Below are 26082 nucleotides of genomic sequence, written 5' to 3'. Positions count from 1 at the left end.
GCGGCCCAGCGTAACGCCTCAGTCGTCCAGCTCCTGCAGGTGATCGAGCACCCGCGTGAACGCCTCGCCCATCATCACCTGCTCCTCCGTGGTCAGCAGGTCGATCAGATGCGCCCGGACGCCTGCGACGTGCGAAGGTGCGGCCCGGCTCAGCAGCTGCACGCCCTTCTCGGTGAGCTCGGCGGTGACCCCGCGCCGGTCCTCGGGGTCCTTGACCCTGCGCACGTAGCCCGCGTCCTCCATGCGGCCCACCTGGTGCGACAGCCTGCTCTTCGTGGAGCCCAGCATGGTGGCCAGCTCGCTCATCCGCATCCGGTTGTCCGGCATCGAGGAGAGGCAGACCAGCACCTCGTAGTCGATCAGCGAGACGTCGTGCTGCTCGACCAGCTCGCGGTGCAGGCGCTGCCGCAGTTTCAGCGTCGACACGATGTAGGCGCGCCACGCGGTCATCTCCGTCTCGGAGAGCCAGCGGACACTGCCGGTTGCCTCGGCCATGCTACGGAGAGTAGGACCTGCTTCCGACATACCGGTCACCGGACCGGGGGTTCCGCGACATCACCGGATGGTGGGCCGCGCCAGAGGTTGTGACGTTGCTCCGGAGGGTGGATTCTGGAGGGCAACGGAGGAGCCGGAGCCGAGCCACGGACTCCCACCCGGGGAGCGCCGGTTCGCCCGTCCCGCCGGGAGAGGGCAGGTGGTGCCGTGACGAATGATTCCGCGCGGTTGACCGTCCGCTGTTTTCCCGCGGCTGGAGCGGCCTGAACCGACCCAGCCGTGACCGCGAGCAGCACGGGTGTCTACGCGTCTTCACGCACGACGGCGTCCGTCGAGCCTGTCTCGGCCCGGTTTCCGCGACCGTGCCGCAGCGCTTGTCGCCGGCCCGTTCCGTGGTCGACCGCCCGACAACTGGACAACCTCGGTAGATCCTGGGTGCGGTGCGCTGGCGTACCGCACCCAGGCGTGTTCGGGGTGTCGCGGCGATTCTCGGCACCCGCGACACGGCACCACAGCCCGCGCCGAAGGGCACCTTGGGTACGTGTTGCGCACCCAAGGTGCCCTTCGGCTCGTCACCGGCCGCTCACGGGGCGGGCCGACGACTCGGTGCCGAGGTGGGGTCAGGCGGCTTCGGCATGGTCGTGGGCCGCCATGGTGGCGAGCGACCGCTGCGCCGCGCGCTGCTTGGCGACCTCGGCCCTGCTCTTCGCCTCCTGCGGCGCCACGCCGTTGACCTCCTCGGTGCTGACGGCGTACTTGCCGGTCACCCACGCCATCGCGTCGGCGTTGCGGTCGAGCGCGACGCGGTCGACGTTGCCGAGGGTGTCGCAGGCCTGGTGGTAGCACGGGTCGTAGGCCACGCCCGCCTCACCGCCCCACTTGGCGGCCTGCTCCTCCGTCTTGATCCCTTCGGCGCCGGTGAACAGGCCACCGGCCGGGATGCCGACCTCGATGAACCGGCCGTAGTCCGACCGGCCGGTGAAGTCGGTGCCCTCGGTCTCCACGCCGTTCTCGGCGAGATAACCGACGAAGGACTGCTCGATCTGCGCCGAGCCGTACGGGCCCGCACCGGCGCCAACGCCGTCCGAGTCGTCCCCGTCGTAGACGAAGTACGCCGCGTTCGGCGAGCCGATCATGTCGAAGTTCAGGTACAGCGCGATGTCGAGCTGCTGCTCGAACGACAGCGAGTCGACGTAGTGGGTCGAGCCGACGAGGCCGAACTCCTCGGCGCTCCACCACGCGAACCGCACCGCGTTGTTGACCTTGGGGCTGCCGCCCAGCTGCAGTGCCGTCTCCAGCAGCGCGGCGGAGCCGGTGCCGTTGTCGTTGATGCCGGGACCCTCCGTGACGCTGTCGAGGTGCGCCCCGGCCATCACCACGTTGTCCTTGCGGCCCGTCTTGGTCTCGGCGATGACGTTGTAGGTCGTTCGCTCCTCCTGCAGGGCCCGCAGGTCGAGCGTCACCTCAGCGCCCTCCTGCCCGGCGAGCGCCTGGCCGTCGGCGAGCGTGATGCCGCCGGTGGGGATGCGCGCCGCGGCCGGGTCGCCGAGCGTGCCGTTCAGCTCCCCGTCGACGTTGTTGTAGATGATCGCGCCGACCGCGCCCGCGTCGGCGGCGGAGGCCTGCTTCTGCGCGAACGTGCACGCGCCGCGCTGGATGAGCGCGATCTGGCCCGTGACGTCGCCGTAGTCGGAGGCCTCACAGCCCGGGGTGTCGTCGGGCTCGATCACCGCGAGCGGCGCCGTGATGCCGCCCTCCGGGGTGGACGGGCTGTAGCTCATGATGATGATCGGCACGTCCGTGCCATCCACCGTCAGGCTCTCGGCCAGCGTCTCGGTGTAGGTGAACGGGAACTCCTGGCGCGTGACGTTGTAGCCGGCCGCTTCCAGCTTGCCCGCGACGTACTCGGCCGACCGGTTGTATCCCTCGGTGCTCGCGGCCCGGTTGCCTCCGGTGGAGTCGGCGATGCGCTGCATCGCGATGAGGTGCCGGTTGATCTTGCCGACCTCGACGTTGCGGGCCAGCTTGTCGCCGAGCCGGTCGCCGGGCGACGGCTGCGCCGCCGCGGTGGCGGCGGTGGTGAGGGTGAGGCCCGCGCACGCCGCGATGACGACGGCCGGCCTCAGTCTGTCTCTGAGTGCTGACATAGAACACGTCCCCTTCGTGACAGATGGACGCGTCACTTTTGTTCGTTTCGCCGGGAGATACAAGGGTCCGTTCGTATGGTCTGGCGGCTCCCGCGAACTTGCCCCGTGGCCTACAGTCCCGGTATGCACGCGATCATGATCCGGGAGCCGGGTGGCCCGGAGAACCTCGAGTGGACCGAGGTCCCCGACCCCGTGCCCGGCAGGGGCGAGGTGCTCATCGACGTGGCCGCGACGGCCGTGAACCGGGCTGACCTGCTGCAACGGCAGGGCAACTACCCGCCGCCGCGAGGGGCCAGCGAGATCCTCGGCCTGGAGTGCTCCGGCACGGTCGCCGAGCTCGGCGAGGGCGTCGAGGGCTGGCAGGTCGGCGACGAGGTGTGCGCGCTGCTGTCCGGCGGTGGTTACGCCGAAAAGGTGGCCGTTCCCGCGGTGCAGCTGCTGCCGGTGCCGGGCGAGGTGGAGCTGACGGCCGCGGCCGGGCTGCCCGAGGTGGCCTGCACCGTGTGGTCCAACGTCGTCATGCTCGCCGGCCTCAAGGAGGGCGACGTGCTGCTCGCGCACGGCGGCGCGGGCGGCATCGGCACGCACGCGATCCAGGTGGGCAAGGCGCTGGGTGCGACCGTGGCGGTCACCGCGGGCTCGGCGGAGCGGCTGGAGCGCTGCCGCCAGCTCGGCGCCGACATCGTGATCAACTACCGCGAGCAGGACTTCGTCGAGGAGCTGAGGAGCCAGACCAAGGGCGCCGACGTCATCCTCGACAACATGGGCGCCAAGTACCTCGGCCGCAACGTCGACGCGCTGGCCACGGGCGGCAGGCTCGTCGTCATCGGCATGCAGGGCGGCGTGAAGGGCGAGCTGAACCTGGGCAAGCTCATCGCCAAGCGCGGCAGCATCTCGGCCACCACGCTGCGGGCCCGCCCGGTCGAGGAGAAGGGCGAGATCGTCGCCGCGGTGCGCGAGCACCTGTGGCCGCTGGTGGAACGTGGCTCCGTGCAGCCGGTGATCGGGCAGGTGCTGCCGCTGGCCGAGGCCGCCGACGGGCATCGCGCCCTGGACGAGGGCGGTGTGTTCGGCAAGATCGTGCTGATGGCGAAGTGACCCGCAGGCTCAGCCCAGCTCCTCCAGCACCCGCACCAGCTGGTTGATCTCGAAGACGTTGGAGTAGTGCGCGAGGCCGATCCGCACGGCGCCGCCGACCTCGCCGACGCCGAGTGCGGCGAACAGCCCGCTGGTGCCCTCGTCGGCGAACGCGCACAGGCCCTGCGAGGCCAGGAACTCGGCGACCTCGGCGGCCTTCTTGTCGGCCACGGTGAACGCCAGCGCGGGGATGCGGCGCATGGCGTCGCCGATGACCATGACGTGCCGCAGCGAGCGCAGCTCCGTGGACAGCTGCGCCAGCAGCCCGGCGTGGTAGGACTTGGCCGAGCCCAGCGAGGTGAGCAGCCGCTCGCGGCGCGAGCCGGTGGCCGCGTCGTCCAGCCCGGCCAGGTAGTCCACCGACGCGATGAGCCCGGCCAGCAGCGGATAGGCGTGAGGCCCCAGTTCCAGCCGCGCGGAGCCGCGGGCCTCCGGTTCCAGCGACACCGACGGCAGCCGTTCCAGCAGGTCCGGGTCACGGAACGCGAGCGCGCCCACGGCGGGGCCGCCCCAGGCCTGCGCCGACAGCACGGCGACGTCGGCGCCGAGCGCGTTGAGATCGAGCGGGACGAACGGCGCCGCGTAGGTCGCGTCCACCACGACCAGCGCGCCGACCCGCTTCGCGATCTCCACCACGGTCGGCACGTCCGGCCTGGTGCCGACCGAGCCGGACGCGCACGTGACGGCGACCGCCTTGGTACGGGCGTTGACCAGGTTCTCGTACTGCCACGCGGGCAGCTCGCACGTCTCGATGTCGATCTCGCCCCACCGGACGTTCGCCCCGACGCGCTTGGCCGCACGGCGCCAGGGCGCGATGTTGGCCTCCTCGTCGAGCCGGGAGACCACGACCTCGTCGCCGAGCGTCCACCGGTCCGAGAGGGCGTCGACGAGTCTGCTCAGCAGCACCGAGGCACTGGGACCGAGCACGACACCCTCGGGGCTGACGCCGACGAGGTCGGCGACGGCGCGGCGGGCGGCCGCGACGATGCTCTCCGCGCGCTGGGAGGCCGGAAAGGCTCCGCCCGGCCCGGAAACCGGAGCCCTCATCGCAGTCGAAACAGCGGACGCGACCTGTTCGGGTACCAGCATTCCGGCAGCACCGTCGAAGTGAATCCAGCCGTCACCCAGTGCGGGAAACAACCCACGTATCCGAGCGACGTCAAACGCCATGCAGACACCGTACGGAGGCGTAGTTTTGCTGCGCGTTCGGGGTTGCCCTGGTGAACACGGGCAGCGACCGTTCCCGCTACGCTCGGATATCAGGTATGCGGATGTGCCGCCAAGACGTTCCGATGTGAGCCAGGATGGAGCATATGACCGAGCCGAATTCCCCGAATTCACATACAGCCGGTAGCCAAACGGGAGAACAATCACACCACGTGGTGGTCGTCGGCCCGGACGGGTCGCCGGTCGGTACCGCGCGCATCAATCCGGACGCCGAGAATGACAAGAGCGAGTCGGTCGGCGACATGGTCGAGGAGCCGGCCAAGGTCATGCGGATCGGCACCATGATCAAGCAGCTGCTCGAGGAGGTGCGGGCCGCACCGCTCGACGACGCCAGCCGCAACCGGCTCAAGGAGATCCACGCGACCTCCATCAAGGAGCTGGAGCAGGCGCTGGCGCCGGAGCTGCAGGACGAGCTCGAACGGCTCGTGGCGCCGTTCACCAGCGACAGCACGCCGTCGGACGCGGAGCTGCGGATCGCGCAGGCTCAGCTCGTCGGCTGGCTGGAAGGCCTCTTCCACGGCATCCAGACCGCGCTGTTCGCCCAGCAGATGGCCGCACGGGTGCAGCTGGAGCACATGCGCCGCGGCCTGCCCCAGGGCGCGGGCGGCGCCGAAGGGCACGGCCCCGGCATCGGCAACACCGGCCAGTACCTCTAGGAGCCACTCCGCCCGCTCAGCCGGTCGAGCCAGCGGTTGATGGTCAGCTCGTACCGCCCGGGGTCGTAGGTGCGCTGCGCCTCACTGACGCTCGCGTTGATGGCCGCCCCGACCCCGGGCGCCCAGCCGCGCACCACGAACACGTGCTGCCAGTAGTCCTCCCGCATGCGCACCCCGGCCACGTGGGTGTAGCCCGCGGTGACCTCCCGGACCCGCATGCCGTACTTGACCGGGGGCACCTGGGGTCCGTTCGAGGTCACCACGATCACCATCGGCTGCGCCCTGCGCACGACGTCCGTCGGGTCGGCGCCGTGGGCGATCGCCTCGTCGTTGAGGCCGAGGTAGTCGATCGACCGCCAGTCGCTGAGGTACGGAATGGCGCCCGCGTCGCTCACCGCCAGCGTGCGGAACTCCGCCGGCACGTCCGCGTTCGCCCGCGCCAGGCCCTCCCCGATGGCCATGTGGGCCCGGTGCAGATCCACCCCGTAGTTGGCGATCACCGGCAACCCCGGCAGCCTTGCTCCCAGCACGGCGACCCAGCCGACGGCGGCAACCCCGGCCACGGCGGCCAGCCAGCGCGGGCCGAACCGTGCCACGGCCAGGCCCGCGCCGAGGCACAGCACCGGAAACGCGTGGTAGGCGAACCGCGCGAGGTAGTCCATGGTCGGCCCGGACAGCGCGTACGTCGCACCGGTGGCCAGCACGGTGCCGAGCAGCAGCAGGCCGTGCAGGCGCGTGTCCCGCCACACCAGCAGTGAGAGCGTGAGCAGCAGCAGCGGCGCGAACAGCAGCAGCGTGTCCTGGGTCCACACCAGTCCCGCGTCCAGGTTGCCGAACTTGACGTAGAACGTGTTGGGCAGCGGGTGGCCGTAGTAGACCCAGCGCCAGACGAAGTAGCCGAGCCCGGCCACCGCCGCCGCGACCAGCCAGCGCTTCGGGCCCGGCCGGTCGCGCTCGTACCAGAACCACACGGCGACCGCGGGCAGCGTGGCCAGCACACCCTCGGGGCGCAGCAGGCCGGCCACCAGCAGGAGCACGGGCGGCTCCCAGTCCCAGACCCGCTCGCCCTCGATGACCCGGGTGCCGACGATCGCGGCGCGCAGCACGACCGCCGCGAACGCCACCGTCTCCAGACCGCCCGCGAGGTGGAAGTACGTCGGCACGAACAGCACGAACGCGAGGGTGGCGACCACCGAGCCCGCGCCCTCGGTGGCCCGCAGCAGCAGCACGAGGATCAGCACCGCGAGCACCAGCGAGGTCACCTTCGCGACGATCACCGGGTCGAACTCGAGCCACGCGGCCAGGGCGTGCCACGCCATCCAGCCGAAGTTGGTGAAGCCCTCCACCGGGTCACCGCCGACGTTCCAGACGGGACCGTGTCCCTGCGCGAGGTGCTCGCTGTAGCGGAAGGTGATGAACGCGTCGTCGATGACGAACGACCACGCCATCCAGGTGCCGAACGCGAGCAGCGCGAGCAGGCCCGCGACGCCGAGGGCGCGGCGGCTCACCGCAGCACGTCCTCGACGGCGTCGAGCACGCGGGCGGCGCCGCGCCCGTCGACGGTGGCGGCCGCGTCGGCGGCCATCCGCTCGCGCGCAACCCGGTCGGCGAGCAGCCGGGCGAGCACGCCGGTGGCGTGCGCGGGCGAGGCGGCCAGCTCCCCGGCTGTGCCGAGCCCGGCGGCGAGGCCGCGCTCGACGGCGGCCAGGTACCCGGCCCGCTGGTTGTCCACCAGGCACACCAGCGCCGCCGGCACGCCGACGCAGCACAGCTCCAGCAGCGTCACCCCCGCCGCGCTGACGGCGAGGTCGGTGGCGGCCAGCCGCTTCGGCAGCTCGGTGTCCGGCTTCGCGAGCTGGAACCGCTGCCCCGGCGCGGGCTCGGGAAGCTCCGGCTCGCCGTGCGCGAGCACGTCGGCGGTGAACGGAAGGCCGGTGTCACGCAGGGCCCGCAGCAGACCGGTGACCGTGTCCCGCCACAGGGCGCCGCCGCCGACCACCACGACCACCCTGGGCGGGCCCGAGCCCGGTTGCCGCTGCTCCCGCGCATCGACGACCGCGCGGCGCAGCGGTGCGAACCGCGGCCCGGACAACACGACCGGCGATCCGTCTGGCGGGCGGGGCTCGCCGTGCAGGCCGGCGTCGACGACGATGTCGGCGGCCCGGCGGCCGAACGTGCCGCCCTCCAGCGACACCAGGGCGGCACCAGCCCGGTTCAGCGGCTGCCGCAGCTCGCCGAGGTCGTAGTGGTCCACGAGCACGGCGTCGACGTCGGCCGCCAGCTGCCCGAGCGCCGCCTCGTCGGCGGGCGGAAGGTGGCGCACGCCCAGCTCGCCGAGCCGGTCGGCGAACCAGTCCGCACCGTCGAGCAGGCCGGAGAAGGTGACGTCCCAGCCCCGCTCGCACGCCTCCTCGGCGAACGCCACCGCCCTGGCGACGTGGCCGATGCCGATCGAGCCAGACCCGTCCGCGCGCAGCAGGAGTCTCGTCACGGGGCGACCTTCTTCTGCTCGACGTGCGCGTTGAGGGCCACGAGATCCGGCCGCGCGCGCAACAGGGCCACCACATCCTGCCAGCGGGGCGGGGCGTCACCCAGCTCGGCGACCACCTGCTCCAGCACCGCCCAGTCCTCGGCGGTGTCGAGCGTGACGCGCAGGTCGTCGGCGGCGGGCGCCACGACGATGCCTTCGCAGGCGTAGCGGTCCGGCCGGTTCTTCACGCCGTAGGTGACGTGCTCCCGGTGCGGCCCCTCGGGCTCCCGGCCCTGCTCGGCCAGAACCGGCGTGCGCACCAGCTCGGCGTCGAACCCGCGCGGCAGCGTCCGCACCAGCGTCGTGCTGACGTAGTCCAGGTGCGGCTGGGCGCGCCAGAGCGCCACCACGGAGCCGATCAGCGCGGGATCGTGCAGCGGGCAGTCGGCCGTCAGCCGCACCACCGCATCAGCGGGATGCCGCTCGCAGGCGAGCAGGAAGCGCGCCAGCACGTCGTCCAGCGGTCCGCGCACCACCTCGGCGCCGTGGCGCAGGGCGTCGTCGGCGACCGCGTCGTCGTCAGACGCCTCGGACGTGGCCACCACGACGGCGTCGACGCCGTCGGCGGCCCGCGCCGCGCGGACCACCCAGCCGAGCACGCTGCGGCCGCCCAGCTCGCGCAGAACCTTGCCGGGCAGCCGCGTGGACGAGACGCGTGCCTGTATGACGACGTTCACCACGGGCCGGTGCGGCATGAGTGCCATGATGGCGTTTGTCGATCCGGCGGCAACACGGAGGTGACCGATGGCAGAGCTCGACGGTGCGAGCATCCTGCTCACCGGGGGGACGGGCTCCTTCGGCAAGGCGTTCATCACGCATGCGCTGGAGCGGCTGAACCCGCGCAGGCTGGTGGTGCTCTCCCGCGACGAGCTCAAGCAGTACGAGGTGCGCCGGCACTTCGGCGACGACCCCCGGCTGCGGTGGTTCATCGGCGACGTGCGCGACCGCAGGCGGCTGGAACGCGCCATGCACGGCGTCGACTACGTGGTGCACGCCGCCGCGCTCAAGCAGGTGGACACCGGCGAGTACAACCCGTTCGAGTTCGTCCAGACCAATGTGATGGGCTCGCAGAACGTCATCGAGGCCGCCATCGACACCGGGGTGCGCAAGGTCGTGGCGCTGTCCACCGACAAGGCCTCCAGCCCGATCAACCTCTACGGGGCCACGAAGCTGTGCGCCGACCGGATGTTCATCAGCGCCAACCACTACGCCGCGACGCACCCGACGCGGTTCTCCGTGGTGCGCTACGGCAACGTGATGGCGTCGCGGGGCAGCGTGATCCCGTTCTTCCGCTCGCTGGCCGAGCGCGGCGAGTCGCTGCCGATCACGCACAAGGAGATGACGCGGTTCTGGATCACGCTGCCGCAGGCGGTGCGGTTCGTGGTCGACTCGTTCGACCAGATGCACGGCGGCGAGCTGTACGTGCCGCGGATCCCGAGCATGCGGCTGGTGGACCTGGCGCAGGCCATCGCACCGGGCAGCCCGATGCACGAGGTCGGCATCCGGCCCGGCGAGAAGCTGCACGAGGAGATGATCGCGCCCGACGACTCGCGCCGGACCCTGCGGCTGGAGGACCGTTACGTGGTGCAGCCGCACATCGCGGGCTGGGGCTACGAGCCTCCCGAGCACGGCACGCCGGTGGCCGAGGGCTTCGCCTACCGCTCGGACACCAACGACCTGTGGCTGAACACCGAGCAGATCCAGGAGTTGCTGGCGACCTATGAGTGACATGCTCCCGTACGGGCGGCAGTCGATCTCCGAGGAGGACGTCGAGGCCGTGGCCGCCGTGCTGCGCGGTGACTGGCTCACCACCGGGCCCGCCGTGAGCGCGTTCGAGGCCGACCTCGCCGCCCACACCGGCGGAACACCCGCCGTGGCGGTCACGTCCGGCACGGCCGCGCTGCACGTCGCCTACGCGGCCGCCGGGATCGGTCCCGGCGACGAGGTGGTGACCACGCCGATGACGTTCGTGGCCACGGCGTCGGCGGCGGCGCTGCACGGCGCGACGGTGGTGTTCGCCGACGTCGAGTCCGACACCGGCAACCTGGACCCGGCGGCGGCCAGGGCGGCGGTCACCGACCGCACGAGGGTCGTGGCCGCCGTGGACTACGCGGGCCATCCCGCCGAGCTGGACGAGCTGCGGGGCGTGGCGGGCACGGCGGGCGCGCTGCTGCTGGAGGACGCCGCGCACTCCGTCGGCAGCGCCTGGCGGGGCAGGCCGGTGGGGTCGCTGGCCGACCTCACGACGTTCTCGTTCTTCGCGACCAAGAACCTCACCACGGCCGAGGGCGGCGCCGTGGTGTCGCCCTCGGAGGAGCTGCTGGCGCGGGCCAGGGCCTTCCGCAACCACGGGCTGGTCCGCGACCGCGCCGCCCAGCGCCACCCGGACGAGGGCGGCTGGCACCAGGAGGTGCACGCGTTCGGGCTGAACTACCGGCTGCCGGACGTGCTGTGTGCGCTGGGCAGCAGCCAGCTGCGCCGGCTGGAGGGCTTCAAACGCCGCCGCGCCGAGTTGCACGCCCGCTACGACAAGGCGCTGGCCGACCTGGACGGGGTGCGCACGCCGGTCACCCGCGAGGGGGCGGACGTGCTGTGGCACCTGTACCCGCTGCGCGTGCTCGACGGCAGGCGCCGGGCGTTGTACGAGCACCTGCGCGCCCGCGACATCGGGGTTCAGGTCAACTACCTACCCGCGTACTGGCACCCTGTGTTCGAGGACCTGGGCTATCGCAGGGGCCTGTGCCCGAATGCGGAGCGGTTCTACGCCGAGCAGCTGTCGCTGCCGCTGTACCCGGACCTCACCGACTCCGAGGCCGACCGCGTGATCGAGGCCGTGCGGGACTTCTTCGGCGCGTAGGCCGTCGCTACAGCAGGTCCCACGTCAGCGGCGTGCCCTTGGCGGCGTCCACGCGGAACGTGCGGCCGAGGACCGTGCGGATCTCGGCAGGCGGCAGGCCGCCGGCCGGGCGGATCGAGCGGACGTTGCGCTCGGTCACCTCCTCGCCCGCACGCACGTCCTCCACGACATACAGCGAACGGCGCAATCGGAGTCCCTCCCGCTCACTCGGCTTCGGCCCGAGTACGGGCCTGCCAAGGGCCTGCCAGGCTCGCTTCGTCTCCGTCACGAGGGCCGCCAGCTCGTGCGGCTCGAGGGAGAACGCGGAGTCCACTCCCCCGTCGGCCCGGGACAGGGTGACGTGTTTCTCGATCGCGCACGCACCGAAGGCCACGGCGGCGAGCGGCACGCCGATGCCCATCGTGTGGTCCGAGAGCCCCACCACGGCGCCGAACGCCTGCGCCAGCACCGGCAGGGCCCGCAGGTTGGAGTCCCGTGCGGGCGCCGGGTAGGAGGCGGTGCAGCCGAGCACGACGAGCTGATCGTTGCCCGCGTCCCTGGCGGTGCGGACGGCGGCGTCGATCTCGGCGATGCTCGCCTTACCCGTGGAGAGCACCAGGGGCTTGCCGGTGCGCGCGCACCGCTCGATCAGGGGCAGGTCCACGATCTCCGACGAGGCGATCTTGTAGGCGGGTGCGTCCAGCGACTCCAGCAGATCCACCGCCGTCGGGTCGAACGGGCTCGAGAACACCTCCAGACCGTGTTCGCGGGCCCTCGCGAAGATCGGCTCGTGCCACTCCCACGGCGTGTGCGCACGGTCGTAGAGGGCGTAGAGGTTCTCGCCGTCCCACAGCGAGTCCTTGTTCGCGATGCGGAAGGCTGGGGTGTCGACGTCGATCGTGATCGTGTCCGCCCGGTAGGTCTGCAGCTTCAGAGCGTGCGCCCCGCTGTCGGCCACCGCGTCGACGATCGCGAACGCGCGGTCCAGGTCTCCGTTGTGGTTGCCCGACATCTCGGCGATGACGAACGGCGGGTGCGCGGGGCCGATCGTGTGCCTGCCGAACCGGACCTCGGCAACGCCTGCCGTCATGACCTGCCCTCTCGCCACGTCGTCGCGCTCAGCTCGTTCCACACGACCTCTCTGGACTCGCCTCCGACCTCACGCGTGTAGCGGCGCACCTCGGTGAAGCCGACCCGCTCGTGCAACCGCAGCACCGGCGTGTTCGCGGCGAGGGTGGCCGCTCCGATCCGGGTCGCGCCGAGCACGTCGAACGCGTAGTCGATGGCCTCGTGCTCCAGCTCTTCCCACGCGGCGCCGCGGTCGGTGCCCAGTCCCTCGACATCGACGTACTTGCTCCACTCGACGGTGCCCTCGCCGATGTCGGTGAACACCACGACCCCGGCGGGCGAGCCGGCCCGCTCATAGATCAGCACGTGCCGCGACGGATCGCCGCACACCGACTCCCACCAGGCCCGGTGTTCCTCCTGACCGATCTCGTGGGTGGTGAAGCTGGCCCGGCGCACCTTCGGATGGTTGCGCCAGCGCCGGATGGACTCCACGTCGGCATCGGTCGCGGGGCGAAGCATCGGCTACTTCCCGGCGCCGCTGTTCGCCTGCTCTTCCAGCCTGCGCAGGCGTTCCTCGTACCGGGCGATGCCGGTGAGCCGCACCCGGATCTGCGCGTGCTGGCGCTGCACCTCCTCGATGAGGGAGCGCGCCTCGGCGACCTCGGCCTGGTCGGCCGCCGGTGCCAGCGCCAGCTTGCCGCGCAGGTCCTCCAGCTGCGCCTCCTGCGCCGCGACGTGCGGGATCAGCCGCTTGACCTCGCTGGTGGTCCAGAGCAGGTCGCCACGCACGGTCTCCAGGTTCTTCTGCAGGGAGTCCAGCCTCTTCCGCTGCTCGTCGAGCCTGCGGCCGTGCTCGTCGAGCCGGTCGGCATGCCTGGCCAGCCGCGACACGTGCTCGCGGATGCGCTCGTCGATGCGGAAGTCCACCAGCCGTGCAAGGCGCGCGCCGATGCCATCCCGAACGACCCGCAGCGGACTGCCTGACGTCATTGACTTGTTCCTTCGCTCAGCAGGGTTTCACCGGAGGAGCGTCGTCCTGCCCGATCTCGTCCACGAGTCCAGGAGTCTGCCCTCGGCGGCGATCTGGTGCTCAGGACCCACAATGCACGAATCTCCGGCAGCGTGCTCCCAGGACGTCTGATTCGGATCGTCGATGAACGAGAAGCCGCTGAGGACCAGTTCGGCGTCGGGGAACGACGTCCTGGCGATCCAGGCGGCCATCGTGCCGGTGGTGGACCACGTGGGCTCCACGCGCGTCGGCAGGCCCAGCGCGTCCGACAGCGGCAGCGTCACGTCGTAGTTGGAGACGGGAACGAAGCCGAGGTCCTCCGGCCACCAGCCGGGGAGGTCCTCCGGTTCCCAGTGCAGTCTGCCGGGCTCGACGAGCAGGTACAGCCGCGACCGGTAGTTGCGGAAGACCCACTTGGTGGCGCGCAGTGCGCGGTTGAAGACCACGACGTGCGTCCTGGCGCCCACGGCCTGCGGGCCCTCCGGTTCGTCGCACACGAAGCCGTTGACGCGGATCACGAGGTCGCAGGCGTCGATGGCCTTGGCGCGGGCCGGGTCCGGCTCCAGCGGCTGGTTGCCGACCACGGCGACAGAGCGCGGGGCCGGCCGGTCCGCATAGGCCTCCAGCAGGCTGACGAGCAGGCTGGGCGCGCCGACGGCGGTATCCATGATTCGCCAAGCTAGCAGGACACCGGCTGTGCGCAACGGGTACACGCAGTGCTACCCACTGCAGAATCCGGTGGACGGCGCCTACCATGCGCGGGATGCGTGACATGGCCCTGCGCGCCCGGCGGCTCCTCCGCCGCGTGCGCCCAGCGGAGTCCGACCGGCTCGAACGCCTCGAAGGCGAGGTCGCGGCGCTGCGCAAGGACGTCGCCCGCGTGCTCGACAGGGTGGTGGAGTTCGAGGTCCGCAGCAGAAGGGACCTCGTCTACGCGGGCGACCGCCAGGCGGCGCTCGAGAGCCACCGCTTCGCCAACGAGCACCTGCTGGGCGTGCCGCATTTCCGCAGAGCCACGCAGACGCGCGACTACGGGCTCTCCCTTGCCCCGCAGGGCGGCATGGCGCTGGAGTTCGGTGTGGCCACCGGCAACACGCTCCGCGGCATCGCCCGGCAGCGTGGCGGCGAACGGGTGTACGGGTTCGACTCGTTCGAGGGCCTGCCCGAGGCATGGCTGGCCGGAATCCCCGCGGGCACCTTCGCGAGGAAGGACATTCCGGAGATACCCGGCGCCGAACTGGTGGTGGGGCTGTTCGAGGACACGCTGCCCAAGTTCCTCGCCGAGCACGACGGCCCGGTGGACTTCGTGCACGTCGACAGCGACCTCTACAGCTCGGCGAAGACGGTGCTGGAGCACGTCGGCCCTCGGCTGCGGCCCGGCAGCGTGCTGGTGTTCGACGAGTACTTCAACTACCCCGGCTGGCAGGAGCACGAGCACCGAGCCTGGCTGGAGTACGTCGAACGCACCGGGACACGGTTCGCCTACGAGGCGTATTCCTACGAGGATCGCCAGGTCGTGGTGCGGATCCGAGCGTGACGGCGGGCGCGCGCAACCGGCCTCATGCGCCGCCAGTACCCTCGTATCTCGTGCACGCCGCAAGCACTGTCGAGCCCCCTGAGATGACGGCGACGAACCCGACACCGCCGGTGTCGGACAGCCGGACATTCAAGCGCGCCATCGAGGACATCAAGGCCGGAGTGTCCCACCGTGAGCTGTGGAGCCACCTCGGCTGGCAGGACATCAAGCAGCGCTACCGCAGGTCGGTGATCGGGCCGTTCTGGATCACGATCAGCCAGGGCGTCATCGCGCTCGGCCTCGGCCTGCTGTACTCGCAGCTGTTCAACCTGCACATCCAGACGTTCCTGCCCTACATCAGTACGGGGTTCATCGTCTGGACATTCATCAGCGGCTGCCTCACCGAGGGCATGGAGACCTTCATCTCCAACGAGGGCCTGATCAAGCAGATGCCCGCACCGCTGTCGGTGTACGCCCTGCGAACGGTGTGGCGCCAGACGCTGATGTTCGTGCACAACCTGATCGTCTACGTCATCATCGTCTCGATCTTCTTCACCAGCCTGAACCATCAGTACGGTTTGCAGGAGGGCGTCTGCACCGACGTCGGCCTCTGTCACCCTGGCATCGGCTGGTACTCGCTGAGCGCCCTCCCGGCGTTCCTGCTGCTGGCCATCAACGCCGGGTGGGTCACGCTGATGCTGGGCGTCATCTCGACCCGCTACCGCGACATCCCGCAGGTGATCAGCTCGCTGATCCAGCTGCTGTTCTACCTGACGCCGATCGTGTGGCCGGTGGACCAGCTCTACCACGGCGGCGGGCGTGAGGCCGTGTCGTGGGCCCTGCCGTTCATCCACCTGAACCCGCTGTACCACTTCATCCAGATCATCCGAGCGCCCCTGATCGGGCAGCAGGTGAGCATCAACAGCTGGTTCGTGGTCATCGGCATCACGGTGGTCGGGTGGGTCCTGGCCCTGCTCGTGATGCGCAACTACCGTGCCCGTGTCTCGTATTGGGTGTGACTGAATGGTCAGCATTGACGTCCGCAACGCCTACGTCGACTTTCCGATCTTCGACGCCAAGACCCGGTCGCTGAAGAAGAAGGTGCTCGGCAAGGTCGGCGGCAAGATCGGCACCGAGAGCAAGGTGCCGATCATCGAGGCCCTCCACGACGTGACGCTGTCGCTGAAGGAGGGCGACCGGGTGGCCCTGGTCGGTCACAACGGCGCGGGCAAGTCCACGCTGCTGCGGCTGCTGTCGGGCATCTACGAGCCCACCAGGGGCTCGGCGAGGGTCGTCGGCAAGGTCGCACCGGTGTTCGACCTCGGTGTCGGCATGGACCCGGAGATCTCCGGCTTCGAGAACATCCTCATCCGCGGGTTGTTCCTGGGCATGACCCGCAAGGAGATGGAGAAGCGGCTCGACGACATCGCCGAGTTCACCGAGCTCGGCGACTACCTCGCGATGCCGCTGCGGACCTACTCGACCGGTATGCGGGTACGCCTGGCGCTGGGCGTGGTGACCTCGATCGACCCGGAGATCCTGATCCTCGACGAGGGCATCGGCGCCGTGGACGCGGCGTTTCTCAACAAGGCGCGGGACAGGCTCAAGGACCTGGTCCGGCGCTCCGGCATGCTGGTGTTCGCCAGCCACTCCGACGAGCTGCTGATCGAGCTGTGCGACACCGCCGTCTGGATGGACGAGGGCCACGTCCGCCAGCACGGCTCGCTCCGCGAGGTGCTCACGGCCTACAAGGGCAAGGACCCCTTCAAGAACCTGAGCCGCGAGGCACTCGAGCGCATCGGCCAGGCGCCGGCAATGAGCGGTGACTGACATGACGGGGCCGCTGAGGGAAGGTGCCGTGGTGGCCGTCGTGGTCACCCGGCACCGCCGCGACCTGCTCGCCGACTCGTTGAAGGTGATCGCGGCCCAGACCCGGCCCGTGGATCACCTCGTCGTCGTGGACAACGGTCCCGACGAGCCCGCGCGCGACGTGGTGGAGGTGTTCCCGCAGCCGCACACCTACCTGCCCTCGTACCACAACCTCGGCGGGGCGGGCGGGTTCGCGCTCGGCATGCTGCACGCGCTGGCGCTGGGCGCCGACTGGGTGTGGCTGGCCGACGACGACGGCAGGCCCGCCGACGAGAACGTGCTGGCCGTGCTGCTGGAGGAGGCGCAGCGGCGCGGGCTCGCCGAGGTGTCGCCGGTGGTCGCCAACATCGACGACCCGGACAGGCTGGCGTTTCCCCTGCGCAGGGGCCTGACGTGGAAGCGCTCGTCGGCCGAGCTGGGCACCGACTTCCTGCCGGGGATCGCGTCGCTGATGAACGGTGCGCTCTTCCGCGCCTCCACGCTGGAGGTGACGGGCGTGCCCGACCTGCGGCTGTTCTTCCGCGGTGACGAGGTGGAGCTGCACCGCAGGCTGGTGCGCTCAGGCCTGCCGTTCGGCACGTCGCTGAAGACGGCGTACCTGCACCCCAACGGCTCGGACGAGTTCAAGCCGATGCTCGGGGGCCGGTTCCACGCGCAGGACCCGGAGAACGAGGTGAAGCGGTACTACACGTACCGCAACCGCGGCTACCTGCTGTCGCAGCCGGGTATGCGCAAGATCGGCGCGCTGGAGGTCGCCCGCTTCGGCCTGTACTTCATCGGTGTCAAGCGCGACCCGAAGGCGTTCCTGCAGTGGCTGCGGCTCGTCCGGCAGGGCCGCAGGGAGCGCTTCTTCCGCTACTGACCGCTGAGCGACCCCGGGTGAGCCGGGGCCGCTCGGCTTGATGTCCTACTCGCCGATCACCGGCGGTGCCGTCCGCTGGTCGGTGCCGAACACCTCGTCGGGGTCGCCCTCGACCAGGTACGTGGGCCGCTGGTGCTCCTCGTCCTCAGCGCCCTGGCCGCCACGGCCGGCACCGGCGCCCATGCCACCGGCCATGCCGCCCCGGCCTGCCGCCGCTGCCGCACCGGCCCCACCAGGCATCGCGCCACCGGCCGCGCCCGGCATACCGGCTCGCGCGCCCGAGGCCGCCCCTGGGCTGGCACCCGACCCGGCTCCGGCGCTGCCGCCCGGCCCGAAGCCACCGGCGCCGGCACCCCGGCCCAGCTTGCTGCTGTAGTCGGAGCCGCCACCGAGGCCGCCCGCACCACCCATGCCGCCGACGGGCACCGGACCCATGCCGCCGAAGTTGGTGTTGCTGTTCCGGCCGGAGCTACGCGGGATCGGCGTGCGCGGTGCCTGGTAGCCGGACGGGCGGGTGTTCCCCTGGCCTGGCAGCGAGCCGGAGCCGGTGGTGCTGCCACCCGGCAGCGGAGCCGGCACGTAGCTGCCGCCGCCCGAACCGGAGCCGCCGGGATACGAGCCGCCACCGGAGGGCACCGAGCCGCCACCGGGTACGCCGCCGCCTCCCGGGACGCCACCACCGGGGACTCCGCCGGTGTAGCCGGAGGCGTCCGTGCCGCCGTTGCCGCCGGGCATGTCGATGGACCTCGGCGGGGTGACCCCACCAGGTCCACCGCCGTCGCCGAACTTCGGCGGCTCGGCGAACACCGGCTGCTTGGAGGCCGCCTCGTACAGGGCCGTGTCGTACTGGGTCATGACCTGCGCGGCCTGGGAGTGGGCCTCCTGGCTGCGCTGGTAGGTCTCGATCGAGTTGTTGATGTTGTCGATGATGCTGAGTGGGTTGCTACCCCACTTCTTCATCTCGGTTTCCCAGTTGAACGGCACCTCTTCGGGCATGCTGTTCTTCGCGCTGCTCGCCGCCTCGGACTGCTGGTACACCGTCTGCGAGGCGAGCTGCGCGTTCTGGGAGTTCGCGTCCGACCAGTCCCGCAGGCTCGCGAAGTAGCCCCGTGCCTTGTCGGCCGCCGGGCCCTCCCATTCGTTCTGGGAACGGTCGATCGCGGTCTTCAGCTCGTCAGCGAAGGTCTGGAAGGTCTTGTGCAGCTCGTGGTAAGCATTCGACACCTCCGCGACCTGCGACGAATCGATGTCGCCGACGTACTTCGACATCGCGGCGTGCTGCTCGCCCTGGTAGTCGTGGTTCGACGGCTCCAAGCCCTCGACGTATTGCCGGTCACCCGATGTGTACGCGCGCATGCGGTCGTCCTGGGCCCGCTCAGCGTCCGCGCCCGCGCGAACGTGCGCCATCGTCCGCTCGAGAAAGCCGGTGATCCCGCCTTCCTCGATGCCCGCGGCCTCCCTGTTCGCGTAGTAGCCCCCGACCTGCGTCGGCGGAAGCTCCTGGATCTGCCTGTCGGTGAGGTGCGGCGGGACTCCACCGGAGTCGAGGTACGCCTGACGGTCCTCGACCGACATCTCGACAAATTCGTTCGCCGTCGGATTAGCCATTTCGCCTCACCCCTCAGGAAGCTTCGGTTCGACGATTGCCGCAGCCTTATCGGCAAGCTCACAGGACTGCTGGGTATCGAATCCCGAATTGGCACGTACGTCGACGCGGGAGCTGTCACCGACGCCGATAGCCACGATGCAACCGCCGGACTTCATCGGGATCCGTGCCAGCTGCCGACCATTCACCTCGACGGTGTCGACGCCAAGACCCCCGTCTTGGACGTCGCTGATCCCCTGATTGTCCTGCATGCCGAGAGCAACCGACATGACGGAGCTGCCCTTCATGGTGCGCCAAGAGCACACCCGCGCACCACCCTGCGTGGCCGCCTGCGGGTCGTCATTGAAGGTCGCGAACTCGGCCAGCTCCTCCTTACTGAGCAGGGCACAGGGATCCAGGTCGGCAGTCGGGGAACCTGGCGATACCGATCCTGAGGTCGTTGGTGTGGTGGCACTCGAACCGCCTGTCGCGGTTGGGGCACGTGTGGCCAGCGCAGTGCCGCCCTCGTCGCTGGTACAGGCGGCTGCAAATCCTGCTACGGCTAGCATCGAAAGCGCCGAGACGAAACGCTGCAATTTCAAAACGCCTCAATTCCCGCCGAATGTGGACTGCTGATTCTCCTCGTTGGCCTTGTAGGCCTTGCTCGCCTGCGTCAGCGCCTCACTGGCCTGCCTGACGACCTCCCCGAACTGCCTCAGCACCACAGCGGCGGAGCCAAGCTCGTTCGCAGCGGATTTCTGATCATGCGAGGCCACCGTCTGCCCATAGGCATGGCTGCCCAGCTTGGGCGCTTGGGTCAGAAAGTCCATGCTCTGCGTGAGCATGTCCAGCTCCATGGTCATCTTGGTGAGGGCATCCTGCAAAGGGGCTACTCCCTCTTCGCTGATGCGGAAGCCACCCGACTTCGCCTCGGCGACCAGCCGCTGCGTCGCAGCCTTGGTCGCTTCGACGGCCTTCGCGTCGATCGCACCGATGGCCTTCGCCGCGGCGCCGCCGAAGACCGCTCCGATTCCCACACCGGTGTCGACCGGATCGTCGAAGAAGCCACCCGAGGTCATCGTTTCCCCACATCCTCGCCTGCGTCGTCCGACGGCAGTTTACAAGCCGGGCACCGTGTGCGACGGCCGTTCACTGGAACCTCTCCCCGACCCCGCTCTGACGCGAGACGGGCCCTCATCGTTCCCTCGCCGCTCACAAATAGCCCTCGAGCTGCGAATACAGGTGCTGCGCGATGCGGGCGTTGTCCGCGGGCGCGTAGGTGATCCAGTGCTGGCCGTCCTCGGCGGCCCGCTGCGTGCAGAAGTAGCGCCCGTCCTCGGTGTCGAACCACGCGATCGGACCGAACGGGGCCTCCTTGCCCTCCGGGTTGCGGGCGAAGGCGGTGAACTGGCCGATCCGCAGCTTCGGCTTCTCGAACAGTCGTGCGATCGCACGCTCCTGCGACGCCGAGTGCGAGCGCGGCGGGGCAACCCCGGCGAACGGGTCGTACCCGCCCTCGTCGGCACGGTGGCGCGGGCGGCGCGGAGCCGGTTTGGGCACGGTCAGCGACTGCCCCGGAGCCGGTGGCGTGAGCGGCAGCAGGTCGACGACGGCCGACACCACGTTCGTGGGCCTGACCTCCTCGAACACGATCAGGTTGCCGTCCTGCCTTCCGACCACCGCGAACTGGCCGTCCGACGCCGCGCGGGCGAAAAGCCGGTCGTCGTCCTTCAGCTGCGCGGTCGCGGTGATGGACACCGGCGATCGGGCGAACGTCTGCAGCGCCAGCTCGGCGTCGGCGTCGAGCCTGCCCTGCTGCATCAGCCCGCGCCCCTCGAGGTCGCGGAACACCGCTTCCCTCACCTGGGCACGCTGTTCGAAGGTCGTACCGATGTGGGGGACCTCGAACGGAAACGGCGCCCTGCCGAGTTTCAGGTGTTCGAACAGCATGTCCACGGCTGCCAATGACAGCGAGAACGAATGCCCCATCGCGCCGAATCCCCCCGCACAGATCCCTCTGAAGTGTCGGAAAGGCACGTTAGCAGCACGCTCAGGCCTCCGCTGTCAGCGAACCCTGCTTGCCGCCACGATCACGGGCTGCTGTTGTGGATCTCATGGCCGATGAGAAACCCACGCTCGTGCTGCACCTGGTGAGCGGCGGCGAACCGCTGCTGTTCACGCTGCGGCCCGAGGACGTTCCCGAGCTGGCGAAGCAGCTGCACCTGCACCTCGAGCACGGCTCGGTGCAGTCGATCCGCACCAAGGAGGACATCGAGATCAAGGTCAACTTCGCCCACGTCGCCGTCGCCTACATCGACGACCTGCAGCGCAAGGGCAAGGTGTTCGGCCTGCACTGACACCGCAGCGGCGGCGACGGCACCCGTCGCCGCCGTCGCGCCGGTGTCACAGACCGTAGAGCCGGGTCCAGTTCTCGCGGCTGGTGAGCTCCGGCATGGCGCGCTTGTACTGCGCCTGCACGGCGTGGCCCTCCTTGCGCAGCCGGTTGATGACCTTCACACCCCGCTTGGCCAGGTCGAACATCCGGTCGCGGTCGTAGCTGCGGACCCGCACGCCCTCCTGCGACGCGTCGGTGACCACGGCGGTCTTGAACAGCGACACGTGCCACCAGTGCGCCTCGTCGGTCGGGATCGCGCCGAGCCCGAAACGGTGCTTGCCGAGCAGGCGGTTGAGCAGCCGCTTGAGCAGCACGGCCCGCTGCATGCTCGGCCGTGGCGCGGTGTTGATGATCCCGATGTCGTTGGAGGCGATGCCCGGCACCTCCGTGGCCTTGTGCCGCTTGGTCTCCGGGTACTGGGCGCGGATCTCGCGGATCTCCTTCATCGCCGCGACACCGCCGTCGTGCAGGATCTCCGGACCCTCCAGGAAGTCCTCGATCGCCTTGATGAGCGTCGCCGACAGCCCGTACTGCATCCCCAGCAGGTAGCGCACCAGCTGCGCCATGAGCACCCTCGACAGCAGGTTCAGGTCGAACGGGCTGTGCAGCGCGGCCGTGATGATCGAGTTACGCAGGTTGAAGTAGCGGTGCCACTCGTCCCAGTCCTTCCAGTGGAAGTCGGCGTGCCACACGCCCGCGCCGGGAAGGGTGACCGTGGGAAAGCCGTGCGCACGGGCCCGGTAGCTGTACTCGGCGTCGTCCCACTGGAAGAAGAACGGCATCGGGTAGCCGACCTTCTTGACCACCTCGTACGGGATCAGGCACGACCACCAGCCGTTGTAGCCGGCGTCGAGGCGCCGCTCCTGGTTGTTGGGCTTGCCGGTCTTGCGGTCGACGCCGAGCAGATCGGCCGTAGCGAGGCTGTGCGGCACCGGCTGGCCCGGCTCCAGCGTGTTGAGCCGCGCGTACTCGGCGCCCACGTGCAGCTGGTTCGGGTGCAGCAGGTTCAGCATCTGCCCGCCGACGATCATCGGGTTCGCCGCGCGGTTCGAGAACGCGGTCAGCCGGACCACCAGGTCGGGCTCGAGCAGCACGTCGTCGTCCATGAACAGGACGTTCGCGTGCTCGGTCTCGGTGTGGCCCGCGACCTCGTACAGACCGCGGGTGAAACCGCCTGCGCCGCCGAGGTTGGGCTGCTTGATGTAGCGCAGTTTGCCGCCGAGGCGCTCGGCGACCTCGGCGAAGCCCTGACGCGAGTCGACCGTGTCGGTGCCCTGGTCGGCGACGTAGATCGCGTCGAGCGTGTCCAGCGCGGGCAGCGAGTCGGCCAGCGCCCGCAGGTTGTTCAGGCAGTCGTCGGCGCGGTTCATCGTGCAGATGGTGACCGCGGTGGGCCGGACCTTCTCCGGCGGCTCCACCGTCCAGCGCACCTTCGACACGCCCAGCCGCTCACCGGCCTCGGTCTCCAGGTCGAGCCACAACGCGCCGCCGTCGAAGAACTTGTCGATCTTGGCTTCCAGCGCCACGAGCGTGGGCTTCTCGGCGTTCTCCACCGCCCTGGCGGCCACGGTCCTGGCGACGCCGTCGACGTCGGAGGCGCGCACGGCCAGGTGCCCGGAACCGGTGACGACCGCCTCGACGGTCACGGTCGAAACGTTGGTCCAGCGCTGCCAGTAGCTGGCCGGGAACCGGCCGAAGTAGGTGTTGCCCGACACCTGCGCGGAGGGCTCCAGCTGCACGGTGTCGCGCTTGCGGGCGGCCACACCCCTGACGACCGCGGCGTAGAGGTCCTTGCTCACCACATCGGACGGCCCCGCGAACAGGCCACGCTGGGCGAGCAGCCTGCCTTGCGGTGCGTGTTCGGAGAACAGAGGCTGCTCCTCACTCGTGGTCGCACCAGCCGGCGCCTTGCCATTGGCGGCCGGCTGTCGCTCGGTGGCCGATGCTGCTTTACCGGGCATGAGACCTCAGTCCTCCAGGGATTTCACGCGGGGCTGCCCAGTAAGGTACAGGTCGCCTTCGCGCACTTCGCACGGTGGCTCAGCCGCGCGGCTCGCGGAACACGACCCACTTGAGCATCACGAAATTGATCGTGGTCGCGGTCCCCTGCGCGATGATCCACGCCAGCGCGACCCGCCAGGTGAAGTCCGGCAACAGGTGCAGGGCCAGCGCGTTCGTGCCCACGTTGACGAAGAACGTCACCGTGTACAGCAGCATGAAACCGCCGATTTGACCTGCGCCACCTTTTTGCGCGGCCTTGAATGTGAACCTGCGGTTAAGGAAATACGCCGTGGTGGTTCCGGCGATGAAACTGATCGCCTTCGCCAGGTGGACCCAGAGGCCGAGTTCGAGCAGCAGCCAGTAGATCCCCGAGTCGACCAGCGCACAGAAGCCGCCGATCAGGGCAAACCGGACGAGCTGCGCCATCAGGCCTGGAGAGGGCGTGCGCGCCACGTCGCTCGCCTGCGAGTCCGTCGCCACCACTTCGCCACCTCGTCGGCCGGGATTCGTCGTCGCTGCAGAGTGTAGGAAATACGGGAAGCCGGTCACCGGCGGGCCGTATTCCGGCATGGCTACCCTGGTCCGGGTGAGCGCAGCGACTCCAGAAATCCACACCGAACGCCGGACACTCGCCGGCTGGGGCCGCACGGCCCCCACCATCGCGAACGTCCTCAGCACGCCGGACGTCGAGGCCATCGCCACGGCCGTGGCCCGGGCCGGCGAGCGCGGTGTCATCGCGCGCGGGCTGGGCCGGTCGTACGGCGACCCGGCGCAGAACGCGGGCGGTCTCGTCGTGGACATGACGGCGCTCGACCGCATCCACTCGATCGACCCGGACACCGGGCAGGTTGACGTCGACGCCGGGGTGAGCCTCGACGCGCTGATGCGGGCCGCGCTGCCGCACGGGCTGTGGGTGCCGGTGCTGCCGGGCACGCGGCAGGTCACCATCGGCGGCGCGATCGCCAACGACATCCACGGCAAGAACCACCACAGCGCGGGCAGCTTCGGCAACCACGTGGTGTCGATGGACCTCCTCACCGCGGACGGGCGGGTCCGCACGCTGACGCCGGAAGGTCCCGAGTCCGAACTGTTCTGGGCGACCGTCGCCGGTATCGGCCTCACCGGCATCATCCTGCGCGCGACGATCCGGATGAAGAAGACCGAGAGCGCGTACTTCATCGTCGACGCCGACCGCACGAACAACCTGGACGAGACGCTGGCGCTGTTCACCGACGGCTCCGACCTCAACTACGACTACTCGATGGCGGTGCCGGATCTCATCTCGCGCGGGGACAACCTCGGCCGCGCGACCTTCTCGCGTGGCTCACTGGCCACACTGGACCAGCTGCCCGAGAACCTGCGCTCCGACCCGCTGAAGTTCGACGCGCCACAGCTGATGACGCTGCCGGACGTGTTCCCGAACGGGCTCGGCAACAAGCTCACGTTCGGACTGATCAACAACCTGTGGCAGCGGACGGTGCCGAAGAAGGGCGCGCGGGGCAAGATCCAGAACCTGACGCAGTTCTATCACCCGCTCGACATGCTCAGCGAGTGGAACCGCGCGTACGGGCCCGCCGGCTTCCTGCAGTACCAGTTCTCCGTGCCGTTCGGCCGCGAGGACGACCTCAAACGCATCTGCCACAAGATCGCGAACTCGGGGCACTACTCGTTCCTCAACGTCATCAAGCGCATGGGCGAGGCCAACCCGGCCCCGCTGTCGTGGCCGTCGCCCGGCTGGATGCTCAGCGTGGACTTCCCCACGAAGGACGGGCTCGGCCGGTTCTGCACCGAACTCGACGCCGACGTGCTTGCCGCGGGCGGCAGGCTCTACACGGCGAAGGACTCGCGGACGTCTGCGGAGGTCTTCCACCGCATGTACCCGCGCCTCGACGAGTGGCGGAAGGTGCGCCACTCGGTCGACCCCGACGGCATCTTCATCTCCGACATGGCCAGGAGGCTGGAACTGTGATCGACGCGGTGGGCAACCCTCAGTCCCTGCTGCTGCTCGGCGGCACCTCGGACATCGCACTCGCGATCGCCGAGAAGTACCTCGCGCAGCGTCCACTCAGGATCGTGCTGGCGGCGCGGCCCTCCGCTCGCCTCGACGCGGCCGCCCAGCGTCTGCGCGACAAGGGCGCCGAGGTCTCCACCCTGGACTTCGACGCCAAGGACACCGCCTCGCATCCGGCGGCGCTGGACAAGGCGTTCGCCGACGGTGACGTCGACGTGACCGTGGTGGCCTTCGGCCTGCTCGGCGACGCCGAGCAGGCGTGGCAGGACCACGCCACCGCCGTGGAGCTGGCCACCGTCAACTACACGGCCGCCGTCTCCGCGGGCGTCGCACTGGCCGACAGGCTCAAGAAGCAGGGGCACGGCGCGGTGATCGCCCTGTCGTCGGTGGCCGGTGAGCGCGTGCGCAGGTCCAACTTCGTCTATGGCTCCACCAAGGCCGGCTTCGACGGCTTCTACCTGGGCCTCGGCGAGGCGCTGCGGCCCTTCGGCGTGCACGTCACCGTCGTGCGCCCCGGGCAGGTGCGCACCAAGATGACCGAGGGCATGGACAAGGCGCCGCTGGAGCAGACCGCCGAGCAGGTCGCCGACGTCGCCGTCAACGCGGTGCGCTCCGGCAAGGAACTGGTGTGGGCGCCGTCGGCGTTCCGGCTCGTGATGTCGGCGCTGCGCCACGTGCCCAGGCCGATCTTCCGCAAGCTTCCCATCTAGCCGCGCGGCAAGCTCCCCAATGCGGCAT

27 protein-coding genes are annotated in these 26082 nt (G+C 70.0%); 11 read left to right on the top strand and 16 right to left on the bottom strand.

Annotated features, from left to right (window positions below):
• Positions 1-18 precede the first annotated feature (18 nt).
• Together BAY60_RS06775 and BAY60_RS06770 are read right to left on the bottom strand one after the other, a co-directional pair.
• Positions 19-495, bottom strand: coding sequence for a MarR family winged helix-turn-helix transcriptional regulator (locus BAY60_RS06775; protein ID WP_112279913.1), 477 nt, complete (start codon positions 493-495; stop codon positions 19-21).
• Positions 496-1115: 620 nt separating this feature from the next.
• A complete protein-coding gene (locus BAY60_RS06770) occupies positions 1116-2642 on the bottom strand; it encodes a M28 family metallopeptidase (protein WP_112279912.1) in 1527 nt (508 codons plus the stop codon).
• Between the two features lie 123 nt (positions 2643-2765).
• Between BAY60_RS06770 and BAY60_RS06765 the strand changes: the two genes are divergently transcribed.
• Positions 2766-3740, top strand: a complete 975-nt coding sequence (locus BAY60_RS06765) for an NAD(P)H-quinone oxidoreductase (RefSeq protein ID WP_112279911.1) — start codon at positions 2766-2768, stop codon at positions 3738-3740.
• Between the two features lie 9 nt (positions 3741-3749).
• On the opposite strand, the gene BAY60_RS06760 is transcribed toward BAY60_RS06765, so the two are convergent.
• Positions 3750-4949, bottom strand: a complete 1200-nt coding sequence (locus tag BAY60_RS06760) for a cysteine desulfurase-like protein (RefSeq protein ID WP_112279910.1) — start codon at positions 4947-4949, stop codon at positions 3750-3752.
• Positions 4950-5092: 143 nt separating this feature from the next.
• Here BAY60_RS06760 and BAY60_RS06755 point away from each other — a divergent pair, with 143 nt between their 5' ends.
• A complete protein-coding gene (locus tag BAY60_RS06755) occupies positions 5093-5662 on the top strand; it encodes a bacterial proteasome activator family protein (RefSeq protein ID WP_170160317.1) in 570 nt (189 codons plus the stop codon).
• Here BAY60_RS06755 and BAY60_RS06750 read toward each other — a convergent pair.
• The 3 genes from BAY60_RS06750 to BAY60_RS06740 are packed head-to-tail and all read right to left on the bottom strand — an operon-like array spanning position 5659 to position 8896.
• A complete protein-coding gene (locus BAY60_RS06750) occupies positions 5659-7170 on the bottom strand; it encodes a hypothetical protein (RefSeq protein ID WP_112279908.1) in 1512 nt (503 codons plus the stop codon). The two genes, BAY60_RS06755 and BAY60_RS06750, sit on opposite strands and share 4 nt — an antisense overlap.
• On the bottom strand, positions 7167-8153 hold the full coding sequence (locus BAY60_RS06745) for a spore coat protein (RefSeq protein WP_112279907.1): 987 nt from the start codon (positions 8151-8153) through the stop codon (positions 7167-7169). Before BAY60_RS06745 ends, BAY60_RS06750 begins: the two co-directional genes overlap by 4 nt.
• On the bottom strand, positions 8150-8896 hold the full coding sequence (locus BAY60_RS06740; protein ID WP_112279906.1) for a cytidylyltransferase domain-containing protein: 747 nt from the start codon (positions 8894-8896) through the stop codon (positions 8150-8152). Before BAY60_RS06740 ends, BAY60_RS06745 begins: the two co-directional genes overlap by 4 nt.
• A 40-nt stretch (positions 8897-8936) precedes the next feature.
• On the opposite strand from BAY60_RS06740, the gene pseB reads away from it, so the two are divergent.
• Together pseB and BAY60_RS06730 are read left to right on the top strand one after the other, a co-directional pair.
• Complete coding sequence (gene pseB, locus BAY60_RS06735; RefSeq protein WP_112279905.1) at positions 8937-9920, top strand: UDP-N-acetylglucosamine 4,6-dehydratase (inverting); 984 nt, start codon at positions 8937-8939, stop codon at positions 9918-9920.
• On the top strand, positions 9913-11049 hold the full coding sequence (locus tag BAY60_RS06730) for a DegT/DnrJ/EryC1/StrS family aminotransferase (protein WP_112279904.1): 1137 nt from the start codon (positions 9913-9915) through the stop codon (positions 11047-11049). The genes pseB and BAY60_RS06730 overlap by 8 nt, the downstream gene beginning before the upstream one ends.
• Before the next feature lie 7 nt (positions 11050-11056).
• Here the strand turns inward: BAY60_RS06730 and pseI are convergent, their stop codons facing one another.
• From pseI to BAY60_RS06710, 4 genes are read right to left on the bottom strand one after another with little or no spacing between them, the layout of a single operon-like run.
• A complete protein-coding gene (gene pseI / locus BAY60_RS06725) occupies positions 11057-12118 on the bottom strand; it encodes a pseudaminic acid synthase (RefSeq protein WP_112279903.1) in 1062 nt (353 codons plus the stop codon).
• Positions 12115-12615: a GNAT family N-acetyltransferase gene (locus BAY60_RS06720; protein ID WP_112279902.1), complete on the bottom strand. Its 501-nt coding sequence runs from the start codon at positions 12613-12615 to the stop codon at positions 12115-12117. The genes pseI and BAY60_RS06720 overlap by 4 nt, the downstream gene beginning before the upstream one ends.
• A gap of 3 nt (positions 12616-12618) precedes the next feature.
• Complete coding sequence (locus BAY60_RS06715; protein WP_112279901.1) at positions 12619-13086, bottom strand: hypothetical protein; 468 nt, start codon at positions 13084-13086, stop codon at positions 12619-12621.
• Positions 13087-13113: 27 nt separating this feature from the next.
• Positions 13114-13773 carry a hypothetical protein gene (locus tag BAY60_RS06710; protein ID WP_112279900.1) on the bottom strand — a complete coding sequence of 220 codons (660 nt, stop codon included), beginning with the start codon at positions 13771-13773 and terminating at the stop codon, positions 13114-13116.
• Positions 13774-13859: 86 nt separating this feature from the next.
• On the opposite strand from BAY60_RS06710, the gene BAY60_RS06705 reads away from it, so the two are divergent.
• From BAY60_RS06705 to glfT1, 4 genes are read left to right on the top strand one after another with little or no spacing between them, the layout of a single operon-like run.
• The gene (locus tag BAY60_RS06705) at positions 13860-14642 is read left to right on the top strand and encodes a class I SAM-dependent methyltransferase (protein ID WP_112279899.1); all 783 of its coding nucleotides are present in this window, start codon (positions 13860-13862) and stop codon (positions 14640-14642) included.
• A gap of 50 nt (positions 14643-14692) precedes the next feature.
• The gene (gene wzm, locus BAY60_RS06700; RefSeq protein ID WP_425466445.1) at positions 14693-15640 is read left to right on the top strand and encodes a galactan export ABC transporter permease subunit Wzm/RfbD; all 948 of its coding nucleotides are present in this window, start codon (positions 14693-14695) and stop codon (positions 15638-15640) included.
• Positions 15641-15644: 4 nt separating this feature from the next.
• Positions 15645-16451, top strand: coding sequence for a galactan export ABC transporter ATP-binding subunit Wzt/RfbE (gene wzt / locus BAY60_RS06695; protein ID WP_112279897.1), 807 nt, complete (start codon positions 15645-15647; stop codon positions 16449-16451).
• Between the two features lies 1 nt (position 16452).
• On the top strand, positions 16453-17352 hold the full coding sequence (gene glfT1, locus BAY60_RS06690) for a galactofuranosyltransferase GlfT1 (RefSeq protein WP_112279896.1): 900 nt from the start codon (positions 16453-16455) through the stop codon (positions 17350-17352).
• A 45-nt stretch (positions 17353-17397) separates the two neighbouring features.
• On the opposite strand, the gene BAY60_RS06685 is transcribed toward glfT1, so the two are convergent.
• The 4 genes from BAY60_RS06685 to BAY60_RS06670 all read right to left on the bottom strand — a co-directional run bounded on the left by BAY60_RS06685 (position 17398) and on the right by BAY60_RS06670 (position 20926).
• On the bottom strand, positions 17398-18960 hold the full coding sequence (locus tag BAY60_RS06685; RefSeq protein WP_146770977.1) for a PPE domain-containing protein: 1563 nt from the start codon (positions 18958-18960) through the stop codon (positions 17398-17400).
• A gap of 6 nt (positions 18961-18966) precedes the next feature.
• A complete protein-coding gene (locus tag BAY60_RS06680; RefSeq protein ID WP_112279894.1) occupies positions 18967-19539 on the bottom strand; it encodes a DUF3558 domain-containing protein in 573 nt (190 codons plus the stop codon).
• Between the two features lie 6 nt (positions 19540-19545).
• On the bottom strand, positions 19546-20016 hold the full coding sequence (locus BAY60_RS06675) for a hypothetical protein (RefSeq protein WP_245992354.1): 471 nt from the start codon (positions 20014-20016) through the stop codon (positions 19546-19548).
• Between the two features lie 133 nt (positions 20017-20149).
• On the bottom strand, positions 20150-20926 hold the full coding sequence (locus BAY60_RS06670; RefSeq protein ID WP_112279893.1) for an ESX secretion-associated protein EspG: 777 nt from the start codon (positions 20924-20926) through the stop codon (positions 20150-20152).
• Between the two features lie 125 nt (positions 20927-21051).
• Here BAY60_RS06670 and BAY60_RS06665 point away from each other — a divergent pair, with 125 nt between their 5' ends.
• Positions 21052-21294, top strand: a complete 243-nt coding sequence (locus BAY60_RS06665) for a hypothetical protein (RefSeq protein WP_112280765.1) — start codon at positions 21052-21054, stop codon at positions 21292-21294.
• A gap of 46 nt (positions 21295-21340) precedes the next feature.
• Here BAY60_RS06665 and BAY60_RS06660 read toward each other — a convergent pair whose 3' ends face one another.
• Together BAY60_RS06660 and BAY60_RS06655 are read right to left on the bottom strand one after the other, a co-directional pair.
• Positions 21341-23293 (bottom strand): glycosyltransferase, encoded by a 1953-nt coding sequence (locus BAY60_RS06660; protein WP_112279892.1) that lies wholly within the window; start codon positions 23291-23293, stop codon positions 21341-21343.
• Positions 23294-23372: 79 nt separating this feature from the next.
• Positions 23373-23816 (bottom strand): GtrA family protein, encoded by a 444-nt coding sequence (locus tag BAY60_RS06655; protein WP_112279891.1) that lies wholly within the window; start codon positions 23814-23816, stop codon positions 23373-23375.
• Between the two features lie 124 nt (positions 23817-23940).
• Here BAY60_RS06655 and dprE1 point away from each other — a divergent pair, with 124 nt between their 5' ends.
• On the top strand, positions 23941-25302 hold the full coding sequence (gene dprE1 / locus BAY60_RS06650; protein ID WP_112280764.1) for a decaprenylphosphoryl-beta-D-ribose oxidase: 1362 nt from the start codon (positions 23941-23943) through the stop codon (positions 25300-25302).
• Positions 25299-26054: a decaprenylphospho-beta-D-erythro-pentofuranosid-2-ulose 2-reductase gene (dprE2, locus tag BAY60_RS06645; RefSeq protein ID WP_112279890.1), complete on the top strand. Its 756-nt coding sequence runs from the start codon at positions 25299-25301 to the stop codon at positions 26052-26054. The genes dprE1 and dprE2 overlap by 4 nt, the downstream gene beginning before the upstream one ends.
• The last annotated feature ends 28 nt before the right edge of the window (positions 26055-26082 follow it).

Source organism: Prauserella muralis (assembly GCF_003202285.1).
Lineage (GTDB): Bacteria > Actinomycetota > Actinomycetes > Mycobacteriales > Pseudonocardiaceae > Prauserella_B > Prauserella_B muralis.
Note: the sequence above shows the minus strand (reverse complement) of the source record. Positions and strands in the feature narration are given on the sequence as shown.

What these genes read in the sequence shown, in the direction of transcription:
- glfT1 (WP_112279896.1), top strand. Translation starts at nt 16,453, where the DNA reads ATGACGGGGCCGCTGAGGGAAGGTGCCGTGGTGGCCGTCGTGGTCACC.
- BAY60_RS06755 (WP_170160317.1), top strand. Translation starts at nt 5,093, where the DNA reads ATGACCGAGCCGAATTCCCCGAATTCACATACAGCCGGTAGCCAAACG.
- BAY60_RS06705 (WP_112279899.1), top strand. Translation starts at nt 13,860, where the DNA reads ATGCGCGGGATGCGTGACATGGCCCTGCGCGCCCGGCGGCTCCTCCGC.
- BAY60_RS06675 (WP_245992354.1), bottom strand. Translation starts at nt 20,016, where the DNA reads ATGACCTCGGGTGGCTTCTTCGACGATCCGGTCGACACCGGTGTGGGA.
- BAY60_RS06730 (WP_112279904.1), top strand. Translation starts at nt 9,913, where the DNA reads ATGAGTGACATGCTCCCGTACGGGCGGCAGTCGATCTCCGAGGAGGAC.
- BAY60_RS06660 (WP_112279892.1), bottom strand. Translation starts at nt 23,293, where the DNA reads ATGCCCGGTAAAGCAGCATCGGCCACCGAGCGACAGCCGGCCGCCAAT.
- BAY60_RS06715 (WP_112279901.1), bottom strand. Translation starts at nt 13,086, where the DNA reads ATGACGTCAGGCAGTCCGCTGCGGGTCGTTCGGGATGGCATCGGCGCG.
- BAY60_RS06740 (WP_112279906.1), bottom strand. Translation starts at nt 8,896, where the DNA reads ATGGCACTCATGCCGCACCGGCCCGTGGTGAACGTCGTCATACAGGCA.
- BAY60_RS06770 (WP_112279912.1), bottom strand. Translation starts at nt 2,642, where the DNA reads ATGTCAGCACTCAGAGACAGACTGAGGCCGGCCGTCGTCATCGCGGCG.
- BAY60_RS06765 (WP_112279911.1), top strand. Translation starts at nt 2,766, where the DNA reads ATGCACGCGATCATGATCCGGGAGCCGGGTGGCCCGGAGAACCTCGAG.
- BAY60_RS06685 (WP_146770977.1), bottom strand. Translation starts at nt 18,960, where the DNA reads ATGGCTAATCCGACGGCGAACGAATTTGTCGAGATGTCGGTCGAGGAC.
- pseB (WP_112279905.1), top strand. Translation starts at nt 8,937, where the DNA reads ATGGCAGAGCTCGACGGTGCGAGCATCCTGCTCACCGGGGGGACGGGC.
- BAY60_RS06670 (WP_112279893.1), bottom strand. Translation starts at nt 20,926, where the DNA reads ATGGGGCATTCGTTCTCGCTGTCATTGGCAGCCGTGGACATGCTGTTC.
- BAY60_RS06720 (WP_112279902.1), bottom strand. Translation starts at nt 12,615, where the DNA reads ATGCTTCGCCCCGCGACCGATGCCGACGTGGAGTCCATCCGGCGCTGG.
- pseI (WP_112279903.1), bottom strand. Translation starts at nt 12,118, where the DNA reads ATGACGGCAGGCGTTGCCGAGGTCCGGTTCGGCAGGCACACGATCGGC.
- BAY60_RS06665 (WP_112280765.1), top strand. Translation starts at nt 21,052, where the DNA reads ATGGCCGATGAGAAACCCACGCTCGTGCTGCACCTGGTGAGCGGCGGC.
- BAY60_RS06710 (WP_112279900.1), bottom strand. Translation starts at nt 13,773, where the DNA reads ATGGATACCGCCGTCGGCGCGCCCAGCCTGCTCGTCAGCCTGCTGGAG.
- BAY60_RS06775 (WP_112279913.1), bottom strand. Translation starts at nt 495, where the DNA reads ATGGCCGAGGCAACCGGCAGTGTCCGCTGGCTCTCCGAGACGGAGATG.
- wzt (WP_112279897.1), top strand. Translation starts at nt 15,645, where the DNA reads ATGGTCAGCATTGACGTCCGCAACGCCTACGTCGACTTTCCGATCTTC.
- BAY60_RS06760 (WP_112279910.1), bottom strand. Translation starts at nt 4,949, where the DNA reads ATGGCGTTTGACGTCGCTCGGATACGTGGGTTGTTTCCCGCACTGGGT.